This is a genomic window from Caulobacter sp. GW821-FHT10A10, assembly GCF_059415745.1.
The window spans coordinates 18,181-34,573 of sequence record NZ_JBWKNV010000015.1 but is presented as its reverse complement, the minus strand read 5'-3'; the positions used below and the strand labels follow the sequence as shown (position 1 = coordinate 34,573).

The following is a 16,393-nucleotide window of genomic DNA, read 5'->3' as shown; positions in this document are numbered from 1 at the left end:
GGTCAGCGGAAACCCTCTCCCCGAAGGGAGAGGGTCGCGGCCGGATCAGGTGCGGAAACGGGCCGAGATGCGCTGGCCGCCACGCTCGATGACAACGGTCCAGGTCGCCGCCTCGTTGCGGACGGCGGCGGCCAGGTCGGCGGTGGTGTTGATGGCCTTACCGTTGACCTCCCGCACGAAGTCGCCGGGACGCAAGCCGGCGTTCAGCGCAAAGCCCTGACCGACCTTGGTGACCAGCACGCCCTTGCCGGAGAAGGCGTCGGCGCCGACGTCCTGGGCGGCGGCGGGCGACATGTTCATCACCGTCGCGCCCTCGAAGGGGTTGCGGCCGGTCAGGGTGCGCTCATCCTTGGCCGGGGTCTCGGGCGCGGCCTCGGCGCGGACGGTCAGGGTCTGCTCGCGGTCGCCGCGGCGGACGACCACCGGCACGCGGTCGCCGATCTTGTGGGTGCCGATGGCGAAGGCGCCGCCGCCTTCGTCGTTCACCGGCTGGCCGTCGATGGACAGGATGACGTCGCCTTCCTTGACGCCGCCCTTGTCGGCCGAGGCGCCGGGATAGACGTCGGAGATCAGCACGCCGCGCGGAGTGGACATGCCCAGACCCTTGGCGATCTCGCCGGTGACGGGCTGGCCGCGCACGCCCAGCCACGGCCGCACGACGCTGTGGGCGCCGCCGAGCGCGGTCGAGACCACTTGGCGCACCACGGCCGCCGGGATGGCGAAGCCGACGCCGCTGGACGAGCCCGAGCGCGAGATGATGAAGGTGTTCACCCCGATCAGGTCGCCGTCCATGTCGACCAGCGGACCGCCCGAATTGCCGGGATTGATGGCCGCGTCGGTCTGGATGTAGCTGCCGAACTCGGCCGCGCCGACGTCGGTGCGGGCCAGGGCCGAGACGATGCCGTTGGTGACGGTCTGGCCGACCCCGAACGGGTTGCCCATGGCCAGAACGAGGTCGCCGACCTCGAGCTGCTCCTGGTCGTCGATGGCGATGGTGGGCAGGCGCTCGCCCTTGGTGTCGATCTTCAGGACGGCGAGGTCCGAGCGCGGGTCATCGAGCAGCACCGTGGCCGGGAACTCGCGCCGATCGGCGAGCTGCACGGTGATGTCGCTCATGTTCTCGATGTTGTGGTGGTTGGTGATGATCACCCCGTCGGCGCGGACGATGGCGCCCGAACCGAGCGAGCCCTGCACCTGCGAGCGGGGCGCGCCGCCGCGGCCGCCCATGAAGAAGTCCCAGAACGGATCGGCCTGCTGGCGCACGACGCGGCGGCTGGCGACGTTGACGATGGCGGGGGCGGTCTTCTTCACCACCGGGGCGAAGGAGGCCTTCATCGACATCGGGTCGGTCGGCGACTTGCGGGTCGGCTGGGCGAGGTCGGGGATGGACTGGGCCTGGCTGCGCGAGGCCGGATCCGAGCAGGCGGCCAGCAGGGCCAGGGTCGGGATCAGGACGCGAAGGGCGGGCTTGGACAAGTCGATGGCTCCGTCAGATCTTGCAGCGCGAGCACCTCATGGGAGAGCGGACGCGCGTCTTCGCCCCTAAACAGCGAAGGTTTCGGGCGCATTCAAGGCCTTCAGCGCGCGGGATCAAGGCCGGGTTCCCCGACCGCCATCGGACGGGCGCGGCGCGTGCGCAGGATCACGGCCAGACCGCCCAGGGCCAGCAGGCCGGCGATGACCAGCGGCAGGCCAGGCAGGTGCAGGGTCTGCTCGTGGCGCACGGCGAAGGCCAGGGTCAGGCCGTAGAGCACCGGCCCGACGATGGCGGTCAGGCCCATGATGGCCGAGTTGGCGCCCTGCAGCTGGCCCTGCTCGCTGGGGCCGACGCGCTTGGTCATCATGCCCATCAGGCCGGGCTGGATCAGGGCCGAGAAGGCGCCTACGGCCAAGCCCGAGGCGAAGATCCAGCCGGTCGGGGCGAAGGCGAAGATCCCGAACGAGACGACGAAGCAGACCAGGCCCGCGATCACCGCCCCGCGCTCCTTCAGGCGATCGACGATCGGGCCGATCAGCACCGCCTGGACGATGACGCCCAGCACGCCCGACAGCATCATCAGGAGGCCGATCTGGGCGGTGTCCCAACCGTAGCGATAGCCGGTGTAGAGCACGAAGATGCTGGGATAGGCGTTGTGGGCCAGCTGCATCAGGAAGCTGACCACGCCCAGGCGCGGCAGGTCGGGATGCGAGCCCAGGAGCTTCAGCGAGCCGACGGGATTGGCCTTGGTCCAGTCGAAGCGGGCCACGCGGCGCTCGGGCGGTAGGGACTCGGGCAGCACCAGCAGGCCGTACAGCCAGTTCAGCAGCGCCATGCCGGCCGCCACCCAGAACGGCAGGTGCAGATCGATCTTACCCAGAAGCCCGCCCAGAGCCGGGCCGACGATGAACCCCGCGCTCCAGGCCGCGCCGATCAGGCCGAAGGCCTTAGCCCGGCCCTTCTCGGGCGTGACGTCGGCGATATAGGCCCCGGCCGCCGAGAAGCTGGCCGCCGTCGCCCCGTGGATGATCCGGCCGAGGAACAGCCACCACAGGGTCGGGGCCAGGGCCATGAAGATGTAGTCGATCCCCAGTCCGAAGATCGAGATCAGGATCACCGGCCGGCGGCCGAAGCGGTCGGACAGCATGCCCAGGATCGGCGAGCAGACGAACTGCATCACGCCCCAGACCATGCCGAAGGCGGCGGTCCACTGGGCGGCGTCGTCGGTGCGGCCGCCGGCCATGGACTTCACCAGGCTGGGCAGCACCGGGATCATCAGTCCCAGCGACAGCACGTCCATCAGGGCGGTGATGAAGATGAAGCCCAGGGCCGCCTTGCGGGCCGGATGGGCGATGGGTTCGGACATGGGACCTCCCGAGGGGCGGGATCTTTGACCGCGTGGCGGATAGTCGGCAAGGGTCGAAGCCCCGATCCTCTCTCCGTAAAATCCCCGCGAAAGCGGGGACCCAGGTGTTTTGTCGTCGAGCGCCACGCGTTTCAGAAAAGGCCTGGGTCCCCGCTTTCGCGGGGATTTTACGGGTGGAGATGCCCAGCCAGCCCCTCCAACAGCCCCGTCCACCACTGGCCGTGGCGCAGCAGGAACAGCTGATCCGGAAAGCCGTGGCGGGCCACGTGCTCGGCGGGCACGGTTTCCCAGCCGCGATGCTCGACGGTGACGCGGGTCTCCTCCCCGAAGGCCTCGAAGCGGACCTCGACCTCGGTGTCCATGCCGGGGGCGAAGGCCGCCTGGCGCCAGCCGAACACCAGCCGCTCGCCCGGCGCCCAGACCCGCACCCGGCCGATCTCGAACACCTTGCCCGAGGCCAGGCGTTCGACGAGGCGCGCGTCCTCCCCTTCGCCCTCGAAAGCCAGTTCCCCCGGCGAGCGCGGCGTGAACGAGAACAGCGGGTTGGGCCGCCACCAGGCGCCGATCTCGCCGACGAAGGCGTCGAACACACGGGCCGGCGCTGCCTTGATGCGCAGGGCCACGAGGATGCGGGCGCTCATTCGCCGGCCTCCAGATGGGCTTTGAGGGCCAGAAGCTGGTCGCTCCACAGGGCCTCGGCCGCAGCCGCCCAGGCCTTGAGCTCGGCCATCGGACCGGGCTTCAGGGCGTAGACCCGCACCCGGGCGTCGAACGGTGGATGGCTTTCCTCGACCAGCTGCGCCTGACGCAGCGTACGCAGGTGACGGCTCATGGCCGGGGGCGACAGGCCCAGGGCGTCGGCCAGCTCGCCCGCCCGGCGCGGACCGTCGGCCAGCAGCTCGACCGTGCGGCGGCGATGCGGATCGGCCAGGGCCGACAGGGTGCGGTCGATGCTCACCGGGCAGCGTCCAGTTCGGCGACCAGGCGCTTGCCGGCCTTCAGCCGCCAGGCCTGCTCCAGGGCGCTCTTCAGGGTCGGCTCGTCTATGGCCTCGAGCACGACATTGGTCGCCCCCTTCAGACCCCAGCCGCCTTTCACCGGGACGAAGGCGGCCGGCTCGGCGGCGACCAGCATGTCCTGAAGGTCGGGCGTCAGCTGCACCAGGCCATGGCGGGCGTCGGGATAGCCGAGGGTGGCGAAGATTCGGCCGACCCGGAAGTCGGTCGTGCCCATGTGCGCGCCCTCGACCACGCCCGGCAGGGCCAGCGCCAGTCGACGAAAGTCGTCCGGCCTCACGCCCAGCCCTGGATCTTCAGGCCGGTGGCGGCCTCGGCCTCTTCGCGGGTGACGGCCTGGACGGTCTGGCCCACGGTCCAGATGTGGCCCTCGGGATCGCGGCAGCGATAGGTGCGGTCGCCATAGAACTGGGTCTCGGGCTCGGCGAGGATTTCGGCCCCGGCGGCGCGGGCGCGCGCACAGTGGGCGTCGATGTCCTCGTCGATATGGATGTGCACCGTCTGGGTGTTCTTGCCGCCCAGCGAGGCGGGGCTGGCGTGGTCGGCGCTCCACTCGTTGCCGACCATCACATGGGACTCGCCGAACGTCATCTGCGAGTGAGCGAGATTGCCCTCGCCATCCTCGATCAGCAGGACGAGCTCGAAGCCGAACGCGGCCTCCAGCCATTTCAGGGCGGCCTTGGGGTCCTTGTAACAGAGGGCCGAGGTCAGGCGGGGCATGCGCGCCTCCTATTGCGTTTGGACGCAATATTTAACGCATAACGCAATTATCTGAGCAAGAGAAAAGGGCGAGCCTCGCGACCCGCCCTTGCCTTTCGATCAGCGCAGCGCAGCCTTCACCGGAGCCAGTTCGCCATCGACCTTTTCCGGCTTCACGCCGATCACCTTGGCCAGCAGCGGATAGACGTCGACATTGTCGAACACCGGCAGGGTCTTGCCCGACTTGAAGGACGGACCGCTGGCGATGAACACCGCGCGCATCAGCGGATCGGCGTTGTCGTAGCCGTGGGCCCCGCCGTCGCGCATCTCCTCGCCCTCGCGCTTTTTCTGCGAGGCGGCGGTGGTGATGTACCAGCCGGTCTGGGCCGAGCAGACGATCGGGCCGATGCGGCGGTTGGTTCCATAGTGCAGGCGGGCCGGGATCCTGGCCTTCTCCCAGCAACTCATGTGCGGATGCGGCTTGACCAGGGCGGCGGTGACCGCGGCCTCCTCGCCGGGCTTGGGATAGAGGCTGGCGATGGCGCCCAGGCCGACGTAGCGCAGCTTGGAAAGGTCGACGCTGTCGTCCAGCACCACGCGCTGGCTGGCCGGCAGCGGGGCCATGCCGTGGTCGGCGACGATGATCAGGTTGGTGCGGTCGTAGAGGCCGCGGGCCTTCAGCCCCTCGACAAGGCGGGCGATCGCCACGTCCACGTCGGCCGAGGCCTTGCGGACCTCGGCCGAGTCCGGGCCGTACTTGTGGCCGGCGCTGTCGACGATGTCGAAATAGAGGGTGGCCAGGCCCAGCGGCGCGTCCTTGGTCTCGTCCAACCACGACAGCAGGGTGTCGACGCGGTCGTTGGACAGCTTCTTCTGGTCGAACACCGCCCACTTGGTGGGCCGCACGCCGGCGATCTCGGCCTCCGAGCCCGGCCAGAACATGGTGCCGGCGCGCACGCCCTGCTTCTCGGCCGAGGTCCAGATCGGCGTGGCCATGCTCCACCAGCGGGTGTCGGTGACGGCGTCGTGGTTGGAAAGGGTGAAGGTGACGCCCGGGATCTCCGGGTCCTCCATCGTGTTGCTGACGATGCCGTTGTGGTCGGGGCGCATGCCGGTGACCAGGGCGTAGTGGTTGGGGAAGGTCAGCGACGGGAACGAGGGCCGCATGGCCGCGCGCACGCCGCCGTCGGCCAGGGCCTTCATGGTCGGGGTGTCGCCGCGGTCGAGATAGTCGGCCCGGAAGCCGTCGATCGAGACCAGGATGGTCAGAGCCGGTTTGGGCGGCGGGCCTTCGGCCGCCTGACGCGGCGCGGTGGCGCAGCCTGAGAGAACGAAGATCGCCAGAAGCGCGGCGAAACGGGAAAGCACGGTCATGGCCAGGCCCTGAAGCGAAGACTTCCGCCCCTATAGAACAGCTTGGCGACAATTCGTATTGCTGGCGCCAAACAACTTGGCCGACCGGCGTTTCCGCGCCCATAGTCGCGCCAAGTTCATAAGGGAGAGTCGCCGATGCCGCCGAGCCGGGACCGCGCCGCATGAGTTTCGCGCTGGAGGCCGAGGGGCTGACCAAGACCTACGGCGCCGTTCGGGCGCTGGACGACCTGACCTTGAAGATCCCCGCCGGCGGCGTGTTCGGCGTGCTGGGTCCCAACGGCGCGGGCAAGAGCACCCTGTTCCGCATCGCCATGGGCCTGGTGCGGCCGACCTCGGGCGTCGCCCGGCTGTCGGGCGCGCCGGCCGGCCACGCCTCGTCGCTGCGCCAGGTGGGCGCGATGATCGAGACGCCGCGCTATCCGCCCTACCTGACCGCCCGCGACGCCCTGAAGATGCTGGCCCTGCAGAGCGGCGCCGCCGACGCCGACATCGGCGGCTGGCTGGACCGCGTGGGCCTGAGCGACGCCGCCGACCGCAAGACCTCGACCTTCTCGGTGGGCATGAAGCAGCGGCTGGGCCTGGCGGCGGTGTTCTTCACCCGCCCCTCGCTGGCCATCCTGGACGAGCCGACCAGCGGCATGGACCCGGCCGGCATCCAGGAGATCCGCGAACTGATCCGCCGCCTGGCGGCCGAGGAAGGCGCGACCATCATCCTGGCCAGCCACCAGTTGGACGAGGTGCGCCGCGTCTGCGACCGGGTGGCGATCCTGTCGAAGGGCAAGCTGGTCGCCGAAGGGCCGGTCGAGACCCTGGCCGGCCGCAAGCCCGCCCTTCGCCTGGTCGCCAGTCCCGTGACCCAGGTGCTGGAGCTGTTGGGCGAGCAAGGCCGCGCCGACGGTCCCGACGCCGTTCTGGCCCAAATCGAGCGCGGCGAGGCCCCCGCCCTGATCCGCGCCCTGGTCGGCGCCGGCGTCGACATCCACGAGGCCCGCTGGCGCGAGGCCGACCTGGAAAGCGCCTATCTCGACATCCTGCAAGCCAAGGAGCCGGCCGATGCTCGTTGACGCCCTCGCCGCCGAGCGCTTCCGGCTTCTGAAGGACCGCGGCACGGTGTTCTGGGGCGTGCTGTTCGCGCCCATCGCCGGCCTGGTGCTGACCATCGGCGGCGAGCTTTTCGCCCGCCGGCTGATGAAGGGCGCGCCGCCCATTCCGGTCGATCTGGTGGGACGGATGGTCAAGGCCCTTGCCGGCGGCGCTTCGCCGGTCATGGGGCTGTTCGTGCTGATCCTGTCGGCGGCCGTTCTGGCCGGCGACTATCGCTGGGAGACCTGGCGCCTGCTGACCCCGCGCAACGGCCGGGCCAACCTGCTGCTGGCCAAGCTGGCGACGGCGGCGATCGCGGTGGCGGTCAGCCTGGTGCTCTACGCCCTGGCGGCGGCGCTGGGCGGCCTGTTCAGCGCGGCGACCAGCGGCGGAGCGTTCGTGGCCTATCGCGGCGAGGCGCTGACCGACCTGGCCGGAACCTTCGCCATCAGCTGGCTGCAACTGGTGGTGCTGGTCGCCCTGGCGGCCCTGGTGGGCGTGGCCACGCGCTCGACCATGGGCGCGCTGATCGTCGGACTCGTGTTCGCCGCCGCCCAGTCGATGGTCGCAACCTGGATGCACGAGCCGAGCCTGAAGGCCCTGCTGCTGCCGGCCTTCTCGGGCGACCTGCTGAAGACGGCGCTGCTGCAGGACCGCAGCGTCGTCGACGAGCCCCTGCCCTGGGCCAAGGCCCTGGCCTTCCTGCTGGCCTGGGCGGTCGGCCTGTCGGCGGCGGCGCTGGCGCTGTTCCAGCGACAGGACCTGACGCGCGAATGAGGGCGGCCCTCATTGTCCTGACCGTGGCGACCCTGGCCGGCTGCGCGACAGCGCCGTCGCGCAAGCCGGACTTCGTCCTGTCGGAAGCTCAGCAGAAGCTGGCCTTCGCGGGCGCCGTCTTTCAGGCGATGGCGAAGGAAGAGGCGATGGGCTTCGAAGTGCAGCCCGCCCCCACGCCGAGCGCCTGGCGCCCGGCCCCCTGCCGCCTCACCTCGATCACCGATGTCGCGCTCTGCCGCGAGACCAGCCTGCTCAATCGCAACTGGCGCACCTCGGACGTTCGCTACGTGCGGGCCGCCGGCAATTCGGGCTGGGTGCTGTTCAACGGGACCTACGAGACCGTCGCCGGCCGCTATCGCCTGGCGTCAGACGCCAAGGGCGAGCACCTGAGCCTGTGCTGGGAGCGCGACGCCCTGACCTGCGAGACGGTGCTGGGCCCGCGCATCGACCAGTACGGCGGTAACGACCGCTATGTCGTCATCGCCCGCCGCGACCTGCCCGACGAGACGCCGCGCTTCTACTATGTGGAGGCGGCCAAGGACGGACCGGGAACCGTGCACGGCCCGCTGACCGCCAGCGCCTTCACGCGTGAAAAGCTGACCCTGGCCCTGCCGGAGTTCGACGGGATCATCGTCAGCCGGTGAGGCGCCTCGGACGCCCCCTCTCCCACAGGGAGAGGGTTAGGGTGAGGGGTTACGGCGTCTGACGGCGTGCCGGCACTCCGTCGCGCGCTGTAACCCCTCACCCTCCCACCGCTTCGCGGCGGGCCCCTCCCTCTCCCTATGGGAGAGGTTTCTCTGGGGCGCTCCCTCGTCGAGCCCCAAACAGCAAAAAGGCCCCGGATCGCTCCGGGGCCTTCTTACTTCAGCCTGCAAGGCCGAGATCTCTTAGTCTTCGGCTTCGTTGACGTAGACCGGACCCGAATCCTTGCCCTTTTCCGAGACGTCGCGGTCGACGAACTCGATGACGGCCATCGGGGCGTTGTCGCCGTAGCGGAAGCCGGCCTTCAGGACGCGGATGTAGCCGCCCTGACGATCCTTGTAGCGCGGGCCGAGCACGGCGAAGAGCTTGCCGACTTGTTCGACGTCGCGGACCGAGCTGATGGCCTGACGACGAGCGTGCAGGTCGCCGCGCTTGGCCAGGGTGACCAGCTTTTCGACGATCGGGCGCAGTTCCTTGGCCTTCGGCAGGGTGGTGACGATCTGCTCGTGCTTGATCAGCGAAGCCGACATGTTGGCGAACATGGCGGTGCGGTGAGCCGAGGTGCGGCCGAGTTTGCGATGGGCGTAACCGTGACGCATTGGGTATCTCCTGGGCTCTTGGCCCGAGCGGCGCGAAAGAGGCGCCTGTTGTCACCAGTCCCAGCTCGCATCCCGGCCGGGTCACAACGAAGCGCCGGGGCCCTCCACCGCAGTGCGGCTTCAAAAGGCCCAGGCCGCCCTTCGGCCTCGATGAGGTCGAAGAGCGGCCCGGATTCAGCGCGATAGTGTCTTAGATCTGGTCGTCGAACTTCTTGGCCAGGTCTTCGATGTTTTCCGGCGGCCAGTTCGGCACGTCCATGCCGAGATGCAGACCCATGCCGGCGAGAACTTCCTTGATCTCGTTCAGCGACTTGCGGCCGAAGTTCGGGGTGCGGAGCATCTCGGCTTCGGTCTTCTGGATCAGGTCGCCGATGTAGACGATGTTGTCGTTCTTCAGGCAGTTGGCCGAACGGACCGACAGTTCCAGCTCGTCGACCTTCTTGAGCAGCGCCGGGTTGAACGGCAGCTCGGGCTTCGACTCGTCCGCGGCCTTGGCCTTGGGCTCTTCGAAGGTGATGAAGATCTGCAGCTGGTCTTGCAGGATGCGGGCGGCGTAGGCCACTGCGTCCACCGGAGTGACGGCGCCGTTGGTCTCGACTTCCAGGGTCAGCTTGTCACGGTCCAGACGCTGGCCTTCGCGGGTCGGCTCGACCTTGTAGGCCACGCGCTTCACCGGCGAGTACAGGGCGTCGACGGCGATCAGGCCGATCGGCGCGTCTTCCGGACGGTTCTGGTCGGCCGGGACGTAGCCCTTGCCGGTGTTGACCGTGAACTCCATGCGCACCGAGCCGCCCTCGTCCAGCGTGCAGAGCACGTGATCGGGGTTGAGGATCTCGATGTCGGCCGGGGTTTCGATCTGGCCAGCAGTGACCGGACCGGCGCCCGAGGCGCGCAGGGTCATGCGCTTGGGGCCCTCGGCGTGCATGCGCACGGCGAGTTGCTTGATGTTCAGAACGATGTCGACGACGTCTTCACGAACGCCTTCGAGCGAAGAGAATTCGTGCACCACGCCATCGATCTGGATGGCGGTGACGGCGGCGCCTTGCAGCGACGAGAGAAGAACGCGACGCAGGGCGTTGCCGAGCGTCACACCGAAACCGCGCTCGAGCGGCTCGGCGACGATGCGGGCCTTGCGGCTGGCGTCGGCGCCGGTTTCGATCTGCGGCTTCTCAGGACGGATCAGCTCGTTCCAGTTTCTTTCGATCACGTGGTGTCCCTTGAACGCGACTCGCCGGCCGCGTTTGACGCAGCCGGCGAAGGAGAATTGGATCTAAAAAATACTAGACGCGACGGCGCTTGGGCGGACGGCAGCCGTTGTGCGGGATCGGCGTGACGTCGCGGATCGTCGTGATGGTCATGCCGACGGCCTGCAGAGCGCGCAGAGCCGACTCACGACCCGAACCCGGACCCGAGACGTTCACTTCCAGGGTCTTCACGCCGTGTTCCGCAGCCTTCTTGCCCGCGTCTTCGGCGGCCATCTGAGCGGCGTACGGGGTCGACTTGCGCGAGCCCTTGAAGCCCATCATGCCGGCGCTCGACCAGGAGATGGTGTTCCCCTGAGCGTCGGTGATGGTGATCATGGTGTTGTTGAACGAGGCGTTCACGTGCGCCACGCCCGAGGTGATGTTTTTGCGTTCGCGCTTTTTAACGCGACCCGGTTCCTTGGCCATCGGTCAGGCTACCTTACTTCTTCTTGCCGGCGATCGGCTTGGCCGGACCCTTGCGGGTGCGGGCGTTCGTGTGGGTGCGCTGGCCGCGGACCGGGAGGCCCTTACGGTGACGCAGGCCGCGGTAGCAGGCCAGGTCCATCAGACGCTTGATGTTCATCGAGTTTTCGCGACGCAGGTCGCCTTCCACGGTGAACTCACGGTCGATCGTCTCGCGGATCTGCAGGACTTCCGCGTCGGTCAATTGATTGACGCGACGGGCGTCCTCGATGCCCACCTTCGTGACGATGTCACGAGCGGACTTCGGGCCGATGCCGTGAATGTACTGAAGCGCGATGACAACGCGCTTGTTCGTCGGGATGTTGACGCCTGCGATACGGGCCACGTCTAATGTTCTCCTAGTCACGCACCAAAGACGCGAACGGCGCGCTCGGCCCGATCCGAAGACCCAGACCGACGCGCACAGATCGCGCCCTTTCGCGGAAGCGCCCCGTTATAGGGATAGTTGCGCATCCGTCAATGGCGGAATCCGTTCAGGGAACGGATTCCGTTAAAAGTCACGCCACGACCGAAAGGGCCGTGTCGATCGCTCCGGCGACCGCTTCCACGGTCCCCATGCCGTCGACCGCCACCAGTTTGTCCTGCGCACGGTAGTACGGCAGCAGCGGCGCGGTGTCGGCGTTGTAGCGGGCCAGACGGTTCACGAAGGTTTCGGGGTTGTCGTCAGACCGCCCCTGCTCCGCGTATCGCTTGGTGATCCGCTCGATCAAGGCTGGCTCGTCTACTTCGAGTCGCACGACGGAGTCGATCTTCTGGCCGCGCTTGGCCAGCATGGCGTCCAGCGCCTCGGCCTGGGCGACCGTGCGCGGGAAGCCGTCGAAGATGGCGCCGCCGGCGGCCTCGGCCTCGGGCAGGCGCTCTTCGATCAGAGCGATGACGATTTCGTCGGTGACCAGGTCGCCGCGGTCCAGCACGTCCTTGACCTTCAGGCCGAGCTCGGAGCCCGAAGCGATGGCGGCGCGCAGCATGTCGCCGGTCGAAAGCTGGACCATGCCGCGCTGCTCGACCAATCGCTTGGCCTGGGTGCCCTTGCCCGCCCCGGGAGGGCCAAACAGGATCAAGTTCATATAAGCCCCTTTACGCGTTTCCCAGGGTCTGACGCCCTCTCTTGGTCAGACCTAGAATGCGTACAAAGAAAACGGAAGCCGGATTGTCACAATCCGGCTTCCGACGGTTTCACACCTGCGTCAGCGACCGCGGCCGCCCCGCAGCTTCGACTTCTTGATCAGGCCCTCGTACTGGTGCGCCAGCAGATGGGACTGGATCTGGGCGACGGTGTCCATGGTCACCGTCACGACGATCAGGATCGAGGTGCCGCCAAGGGCGAAGTTCTTGTTGCCCAGGGCGCCCATCAGGATCTCGGGGAACAGGCAGACGGCCGTGATGTAGGCCGCGCCGATCACCGTCAGGCGGGTCAGCACATAGTCGAGATATTCGGCGGTGCGCTTGCCCGGACGGATGCCCGGCAGGAAGCCGCCGTACTTGCGCAGGTTCTCGGCCGTCTCGTCCGGATTGAACACCACCGAGGTGTAGAAGAACGAGAAGAAGATGATCAGGCCCGCGTAGCAGAGCATGAACAGCGGCTGGCCGTGCTGCATGGCGCCGACCACGGGCGGCAGCCACTGGGCCCAGCTGGGCAGGTTGGCCGGGTTCAGGAACTGCATGGCGGTCGTCGGCAGCAGAAGCAAGCTGGAGGCGAAGATCGGCGGGATGACGCCCGCGGTGTTGATCTTCAGCGGCAGGAACGAGCTGTCGCCCCCGACCATGCGGTTGCCCTGCTGGCGCTTGGGATAGTGCACGAGCAGGCGGCGCTGCGAGCGCTCCATGAACACGATGGCGAAGATCACCGCCACGGCGAGCACGAAGATCACCAGGAGCGGGAAGTAGTTGCCGGTGTTCTGGGCGGTGACGAACAGCTGGCCGAGGCCGCGCGGCAGGGCCGCGACGATGCCGGCGAAGATGATCAGGGACACGCCGTTACCCACGCCGCGGCTGGTGATCTGCTCGCCCAGCCACATCAGGAACAGGGTGCCGCCGGTCAGCGAGACCACGGTCGACAGGACGAAGAACCAGCCCGGCAGGTCGGAATAGACCAGGTTCGGCTGGCTCTGCAGGCCGACGGCGATCGAGAACGACTGCACCAGGGCCAGGATCACCGCCAGGTAGCGGGTGTACTGGTTGAGGGTCTTGCGGCCGGCTTCGCCGCCTTCCTTCTTCAGCTTTTCCCACGGCGGATACACCGAGCCCATCAGCTGCACGATGATCGAGGCGCTGATGTAGGGCATCACGTTCAGCGAGAAGATCGCCATCCGCTCGACGGCGCCGCCCGAGAACATGTTGAACATGCCCAGGATGCCCTTCGACTGGCCGGCGAAGGCGCTGGCGAAGGCTTCCGGGTTGATGCCCGGGATCGGCACGTAGGTGCCCAGGCGGTAAACCACCAGGGCGATGAGCGTAAACCAGATGCGCTTGTGAAGTTCGGTGGCCTTCTGGAAGGACCCGAAGTTCATATTGGCTGCGAGCTGTTCGGCGGCCGAGGCCATTCAATTCCCCACGACGAGAACGCGGCCGGCCGTCTTCAGCGACGGACGCGGAGCGCGCTCCAAGTATTGGACGGGGCCTGGCCGAAGCGCCGGAGGAATCGCCGGTCGCTGGGCGTAGGCCCCAGTGCGGAGCCACACATAGGTGAGGCTCGCCGTGATGTCACGGCGAGCCTCGAAAGAACGTCATCCCGATGGGGCTTTATGGCGGACTGGTGCGCGAACGCCCCTCCCCGCTTGGGCTCCCGCGCGATCCGACAAGACCGCCCGGGATGACACTGTGGTCTTAGGCTTCGGCTTGCGCCTTGGCCTTCTTGGTCACGGTGACCGAACCACCGGCCGCTTCCACGGCCTTGATGGCGGCTTCGGTGGCCGAGTAGACGGTCAGCTTCAGGGCGGACTTGATCTCGCCCTTGCCCAGCAGCTTCACGCCGTCGAGTTCGCGACGGATGACGCCGGCGGCGACCAGGTCGGCCACCGACACTTCGGCGCCGGCCTTCAGCTTGCCGGCTTCGACGGCTTGTTCCAGGCGCCACAGGTTCACTTCAGCGAACTCGAGACGGAAGGGGTTGTTGAAGCCGCGCTTCGGCATACGCATGTGCAGCGGCATTTGACCGCCTTCGAAGCCGTTGATGGCGACGCCCGAGCGCGCCTTCTGGCCCTTCACACCGCGACCGGCGGTCTTGCCCTTGCCCGAACCCGGGCCGCGGCCGACGCGCATGCGGCCCTTGGTGGAGCCGGGGGCCGGAGCCAGATCGTTCAGCTTGGTCATATGTGCCTCTCCTTGGAGATCTGCGCCCGGCCGCCTAGCCGGACTCGGCGTTGAAATTCTTGGCGAAGCCCCGTCCGGAAAGACGGAGCTTCAAACGAAAGCCACCCCGGCTTTCACCGGGGTGGCGATCTTGGGTCGTCGTGTAACAGACTTACTCGACGATTTCCAGCAGGTGCGCGACCTTACGGATCATGCCGCGGACCGACGGGGTGTCTTCCAGCGTGGACGTGCGGCCCAGCTTGTTGAGACCCAGACCGGCGAGCGTGGCGCGCTGGTCCTTTTCGCGACGGATCGGGCTGCCGGTTTGGCGGACCGTGACTTGCTTAGCTTCAGCCATGACTTAGCCCTCGATAGCGTCCGGAGCCGAAGCTCCGTCGGCGCGGCGGCCGAGGATGTCGCCAACCTTCTTGCCGCGCTTGGCGGCGATCTGGCGGGGCGACGATTGAACCTTCAGGGCCTCGAACGTGGCGCGAACCATGTTGTACGGGTTCGAGGAACCCGTCGACTTGGCCACGACGTCCTGGACGCCCAGGGTTTCGAGAACCGCGCGCATCGGACCACCGGCGATGACGCCCGTGCCCGGAGGGGCAGCGCGCATCATGACCTTGCCAGCGCCCCAACGGCCAGCGCCGTCGTGGTGCAGGGTGCGCGACTCGCGGAGCGGGACGCGGATCATGGTCTTCTTGGCTTCTTCGGTCGCCTTGCGGATGGCTTCCGGCACTTCACGCGCCTTGCCATGACCGAAGCCGACGCGGCCCTTTTGGTCGCCAACGACCATCAGAGCAGCGAAGCTGAAGCGACGGCCGCCCTTCACGGTGGCGGCGACGCGGTTGATGTGGACGAGCTTTTCGACGATGTCGCTGTCGACCCGCTCTTCGGGGGCGTTGCGGTCGCGACGGTCACGGCGTTGACCGCCTTCACCGCGCTGTTGGTCACCACGAGCCATTGTGTTTCCCTTAGAAGTTCAGGCCGGCTTCGCGCGCGGCGTCGGCCAGGGCTTTCACCCGTCCGTGGAAGATGTAGCCGCCACGATCGAAGACGACGTCCTTGACGCCCTTTTCGATCGCGCGCTCGGCGACGAGCTTGCCGACGGCGGCGGCCGCGTCCTTGTCCGCGCCCTTGCTGTCGGCTTCCAAGGTGGAAGCCGACGCCAGGGTCACGCCGCGTTCATCATCGATGATCTGGGCGTAGATGTTCTTGGACGAACGGAAGACCGACAAGCGCGGACGGCCATTGGCCAGCGACTTGAGGCGGGTGCGGTTGCGCTGAGCGCGACGCACGGCGGATTCGCGAGGTGAGAGCGCCATGGCTTACTTCTTCTTGCCTTCCTTGCGGCGAACCTTCTCGCCAGCATAACGCACGCCCTTGCCCTTGTAGGGCTCCGGCGGACGAATGCGGCGGATCTTCGCGGCAATCTCGCCGACCGCCTGCTTGTCAGAGCCGGCGATCTTGATTTCGGTCTGCTTCGGCACGGCGAACGTGATGCCGGCCGGGGCCGGGACGTCCACATCGTGGCTGAAACCGAGCTGGAGGCTCAGGGCGGTGCCCTTCATGGCCGCGCGGTAACCGACGCCGACCAGCTCGAGGGTTTCCTCGAAGCCGGCGGTGACGCCGTGCACCATGTTGGCCACCAGGGTGCGGGACAGGCCCCACATCGCCTTGGCGCGCTTGGTATCGTCGCGAGGAGTCAGCAGGAGCTCGGAGCCCTCTTGCTTGATCTCGATCTCGTCGGCGATGGTCCACGACGACTGACCCTTGGGGCCCTTCACCGTGACCGTCTGGCCTTCGAGCGTCAGGGTGACGCCCGAGGGGATTGCGACGGCTTTCTTACCGATACGTGACATGCTCTTTCCCTCCCGCGCCTAGTAGACGCGGCAGAGGACTTCGCCGCCGACGTTAGCGTCGCGAGCAGCGGTGTCCGACATGACGCCCTTCGGCGTCGAAAGGATCGAGATGCCCAGGCCGTTCTTGATCGGCTTGAGGTCCTTGATCGACGAATAGACGCGACGGCCAGGCTTGGACACGCGGCTGATCTCGGCGATCACGGGCTCACCGTCGAAGTACTTGAGCTCGATCTCGAATTCGGGGAACGCACCGGGCTTCTCGACGAGCGAGTAGCCGCGGATGTAGCCTTCGTCGGCCAGCACGTCGAGGACGCGGGCGCGCAGCTTGGAAGCCGGCGTCGAGACCTTGGAGCGCTTGCGCGTGGCGGCGTTCTTGATGCGAGCGATCAGGTCGCTCAGGGGGTCGTTCATCGACAT

General features: G+C 67.7%; 22 protein-coding genes and 1 pseudogene. 4 read left to right on the top strand and 19 right to left on the bottom strand.

Annotation, left to right across the window (positions count from 1 at the left end; translation table 11 throughout):
- Window positions 1-45: 45 nt before the first annotated feature.
- From AC07NS_RS26070 to AC07NS_RS26040, 7 genes are all read right to left on the bottom strand, one after another.
- Window positions 46-1,476: a Do family serine endopeptidase gene (locus AC07NS_RS26070; protein WP_494608070.1), complete on the bottom strand. Its 1,431-nt coding sequence runs from the start codon at window positions 1,474-1,476 to the stop codon at window positions 46-48.
- Window positions 1,477-1,577: 101 nt separating this feature from the next.
- Window positions 1,578-2,843, bottom strand: coding sequence for a TCR/Tet family MFS transporter (locus AC07NS_RS26065; protein WP_494608068.1), 1,266 nt, complete (start codon window positions 2,841-2,843; stop codon window positions 1,578-1,580).
- Window positions 2,844-3,010: 167 nt separating this feature from the next.
- Entirely contained in the window at window positions 3,011-3,484 is a 474-nt protein-coding gene (locus AC07NS_RS26060; RefSeq protein WP_494608066.1) for an SRPBCC domain-containing protein, read from the bottom strand.
- A complete protein-coding gene (locus tag AC07NS_RS26055; protein WP_494608064.1) occupies window positions 3,481-3,801 on the bottom strand; it encodes an ArsR/SmtB family transcription factor in 321 nt (106 codons plus the stop codon). Before AC07NS_RS26055 ends, AC07NS_RS26060 begins: the two co-directional genes overlap by 4 nt.
- Entirely contained in the window at window positions 3,798-4,139 is a 342-nt protein-coding gene (locus AC07NS_RS26050; RefSeq protein WP_494608062.1) for an MmcQ/YjbR family DNA-binding protein, read from the bottom strand. The genes AC07NS_RS26055 and AC07NS_RS26050 overlap by 4 nt, the downstream gene beginning before the upstream one ends.
- Window positions 4,136-4,579 carry a VOC family protein gene (locus AC07NS_RS26045; protein WP_494608061.1) on the bottom strand — a complete coding sequence of 148 codons (444 nt, stop codon included), beginning with the start codon at window positions 4,577-4,579 and terminating at the stop codon, window positions 4,136-4,138. The genes AC07NS_RS26050 and AC07NS_RS26045 overlap by 4 nt, the downstream gene beginning before the upstream one ends.
- Before the next feature lie 99 nt (window positions 4,580-4,678).
- On the bottom strand, window positions 4,679-5,932 hold the full coding sequence (locus AC07NS_RS26040) for an alkaline phosphatase family protein (protein WP_494608059.1): 1,254 nt from the start codon (window positions 5,930-5,932) through the stop codon (window positions 4,679-4,681).
- 161 nt (window positions 5,933-6,093) lie between these two features.
- On the opposite strand from AC07NS_RS26040, the gene AC07NS_RS26035 reads away from it, so the two are divergent.
- The 4 genes and pseudogenes from AC07NS_RS26035 to AC07NS_RS26020 form a co-directional block, all read left to right on the top strand.
- On the top strand, window positions 6,094-6,996 hold the full coding sequence (locus AC07NS_RS26035; RefSeq protein WP_494608057.1) for an ABC transporter ATP-binding protein: 903 nt from the start codon (window positions 6,094-6,096) through the stop codon (window positions 6,994-6,996).
- Window positions 6,986-7,792, top strand: a complete 807-nt coding sequence (locus AC07NS_RS26030) for a DUF2705 family protein (RefSeq protein WP_494608055.1) — start codon at window positions 6,986-6,988, stop codon at window positions 7,790-7,792. The genes AC07NS_RS26035 and AC07NS_RS26030 overlap by 11 nt, the downstream gene beginning before the upstream one ends.
- Window positions 7,789-8,436 carry a hypothetical protein gene (locus AC07NS_RS26025; protein ID WP_494608053.1) on the top strand — a complete coding sequence of 216 codons (648 nt, stop codon included), beginning with the start codon at window positions 7,789-7,791 and terminating at the stop codon, window positions 8,434-8,436. Before AC07NS_RS26030 ends, AC07NS_RS26025 begins: the two co-directional genes overlap by 4 nt.
- Window positions 8,433-8,585: pseudogene (locus AC07NS_RS26020) on the top strand (hypothetical protein); the annotation flags it as partial. The gene AC07NS_RS26025 and the pseudogene AC07NS_RS26020, both read left to right, overlap by 4 nt.
- A 94-nt stretch (window positions 8,586-8,679) precedes the next feature.
- On the opposite strand, the gene rplQ reads toward AC07NS_RS26020, so the two are convergent.
- The 12 genes from rplQ to rpsH all read right to left on the bottom strand — a co-directional run bounded on the left by rplQ (window position 8,680) and on the right by rpsH (window position 16,393).
- Window positions 8,680-9,093 (bottom strand): 50S ribosomal protein L17, encoded by a 414-nt coding sequence (gene rplQ, locus AC07NS_RS26015; RefSeq protein ID WP_110119927.1) that lies wholly within the window; start codon window positions 9,091-9,093, stop codon window positions 8,680-8,682.
- 190 nt (window positions 9,094-9,283) lie between these two features.
- Window positions 9,284-10,300 (bottom strand): DNA-directed RNA polymerase subunit alpha, encoded by a 1,017-nt coding sequence (locus AC07NS_RS26010; protein WP_101715822.1) that lies wholly within the window; start codon window positions 10,298-10,300, stop codon window positions 9,284-9,286.
- A 73-nt stretch (window positions 10,301-10,373) separates the two neighbouring features.
- Entirely contained in the window at window positions 10,374-10,763 is a 390-nt protein-coding gene (gene rpsK, locus AC07NS_RS26005) for a 30S ribosomal protein S11 (protein WP_058348453.1), read from the bottom strand.
- Window positions 10,764-10,776: 13 nt separating this feature from the next.
- A complete protein-coding gene (gene rpsM, locus AC07NS_RS26000; RefSeq protein WP_110119926.1) occupies window positions 10,777-11,145 on the bottom strand; it encodes a 30S ribosomal protein S13 in 369 nt (122 codons plus the stop codon).
- A 172-nt stretch (window positions 11,146-11,317) separates the two neighbouring features.
- Window positions 11,318-11,887 (bottom strand): adenylate kinase, encoded by a 570-nt coding sequence (locus AC07NS_RS25995; RefSeq protein WP_494608051.1) that lies wholly within the window; start codon window positions 11,885-11,887, stop codon window positions 11,318-11,320.
- 120 nt (window positions 11,888-12,007) lie between these two features.
- Window positions 12,008-13,363, bottom strand: coding sequence for a preprotein translocase subunit SecY (secY, locus tag AC07NS_RS25990; RefSeq protein ID WP_494608049.1), 1,356 nt, complete (start codon window positions 13,361-13,363; stop codon window positions 12,008-12,010).
- Window positions 13,364-13,646: 283 nt separating this feature from the next.
- Window positions 13,647-14,132 (bottom strand): 50S ribosomal protein L15, encoded by a 486-nt coding sequence (rplO, locus tag AC07NS_RS25985; RefSeq protein WP_494608047.1) that lies wholly within the window; start codon window positions 14,130-14,132, stop codon window positions 13,647-13,649.
- A 151-nt stretch (window positions 14,133-14,283) separates the two neighbouring features.
- Window positions 14,284-14,469: a 50S ribosomal protein L30 gene (rpmD, locus tag AC07NS_RS25980; RefSeq protein ID WP_099579521.1), complete on the bottom strand. Its 186-nt coding sequence runs from the start codon at window positions 14,467-14,469 to the stop codon at window positions 14,284-14,286.
- A 3-nt stretch (window positions 14,470-14,472) separates the two neighbouring features.
- Entirely contained in the window at window positions 14,473-15,078 is a 606-nt protein-coding gene (gene rpsE / locus AC07NS_RS25975) for a 30S ribosomal protein S5 (RefSeq protein WP_110119922.1), read from the bottom strand.
- 10 nt (window positions 15,079-15,088) lie between these two features.
- Window positions 15,089-15,439 carry a 50S ribosomal protein L18 gene (rplR, locus tag AC07NS_RS25970; protein WP_110119921.1) on the bottom strand — a complete coding sequence of 117 codons (351 nt, stop codon included), beginning with the start codon at window positions 15,437-15,439 and terminating at the stop codon, window positions 15,089-15,091.
- Window positions 15,440-15,442: 3 nt separating this feature from the next.
- Window positions 15,443-15,976, bottom strand: a complete 534-nt coding sequence (gene rplF, locus AC07NS_RS25965; RefSeq protein WP_494608044.1) for a 50S ribosomal protein L6 — start codon at window positions 15,974-15,976, stop codon at window positions 15,443-15,445.
- A gap of 18 nt (window positions 15,977-15,994) precedes the next feature.
- A complete protein-coding gene (gene rpsH, locus AC07NS_RS25960; RefSeq protein ID WP_110119919.1) occupies window positions 15,995-16,393 on the bottom strand; it encodes a 30S ribosomal protein S8 in 399 nt (132 codons plus the stop codon).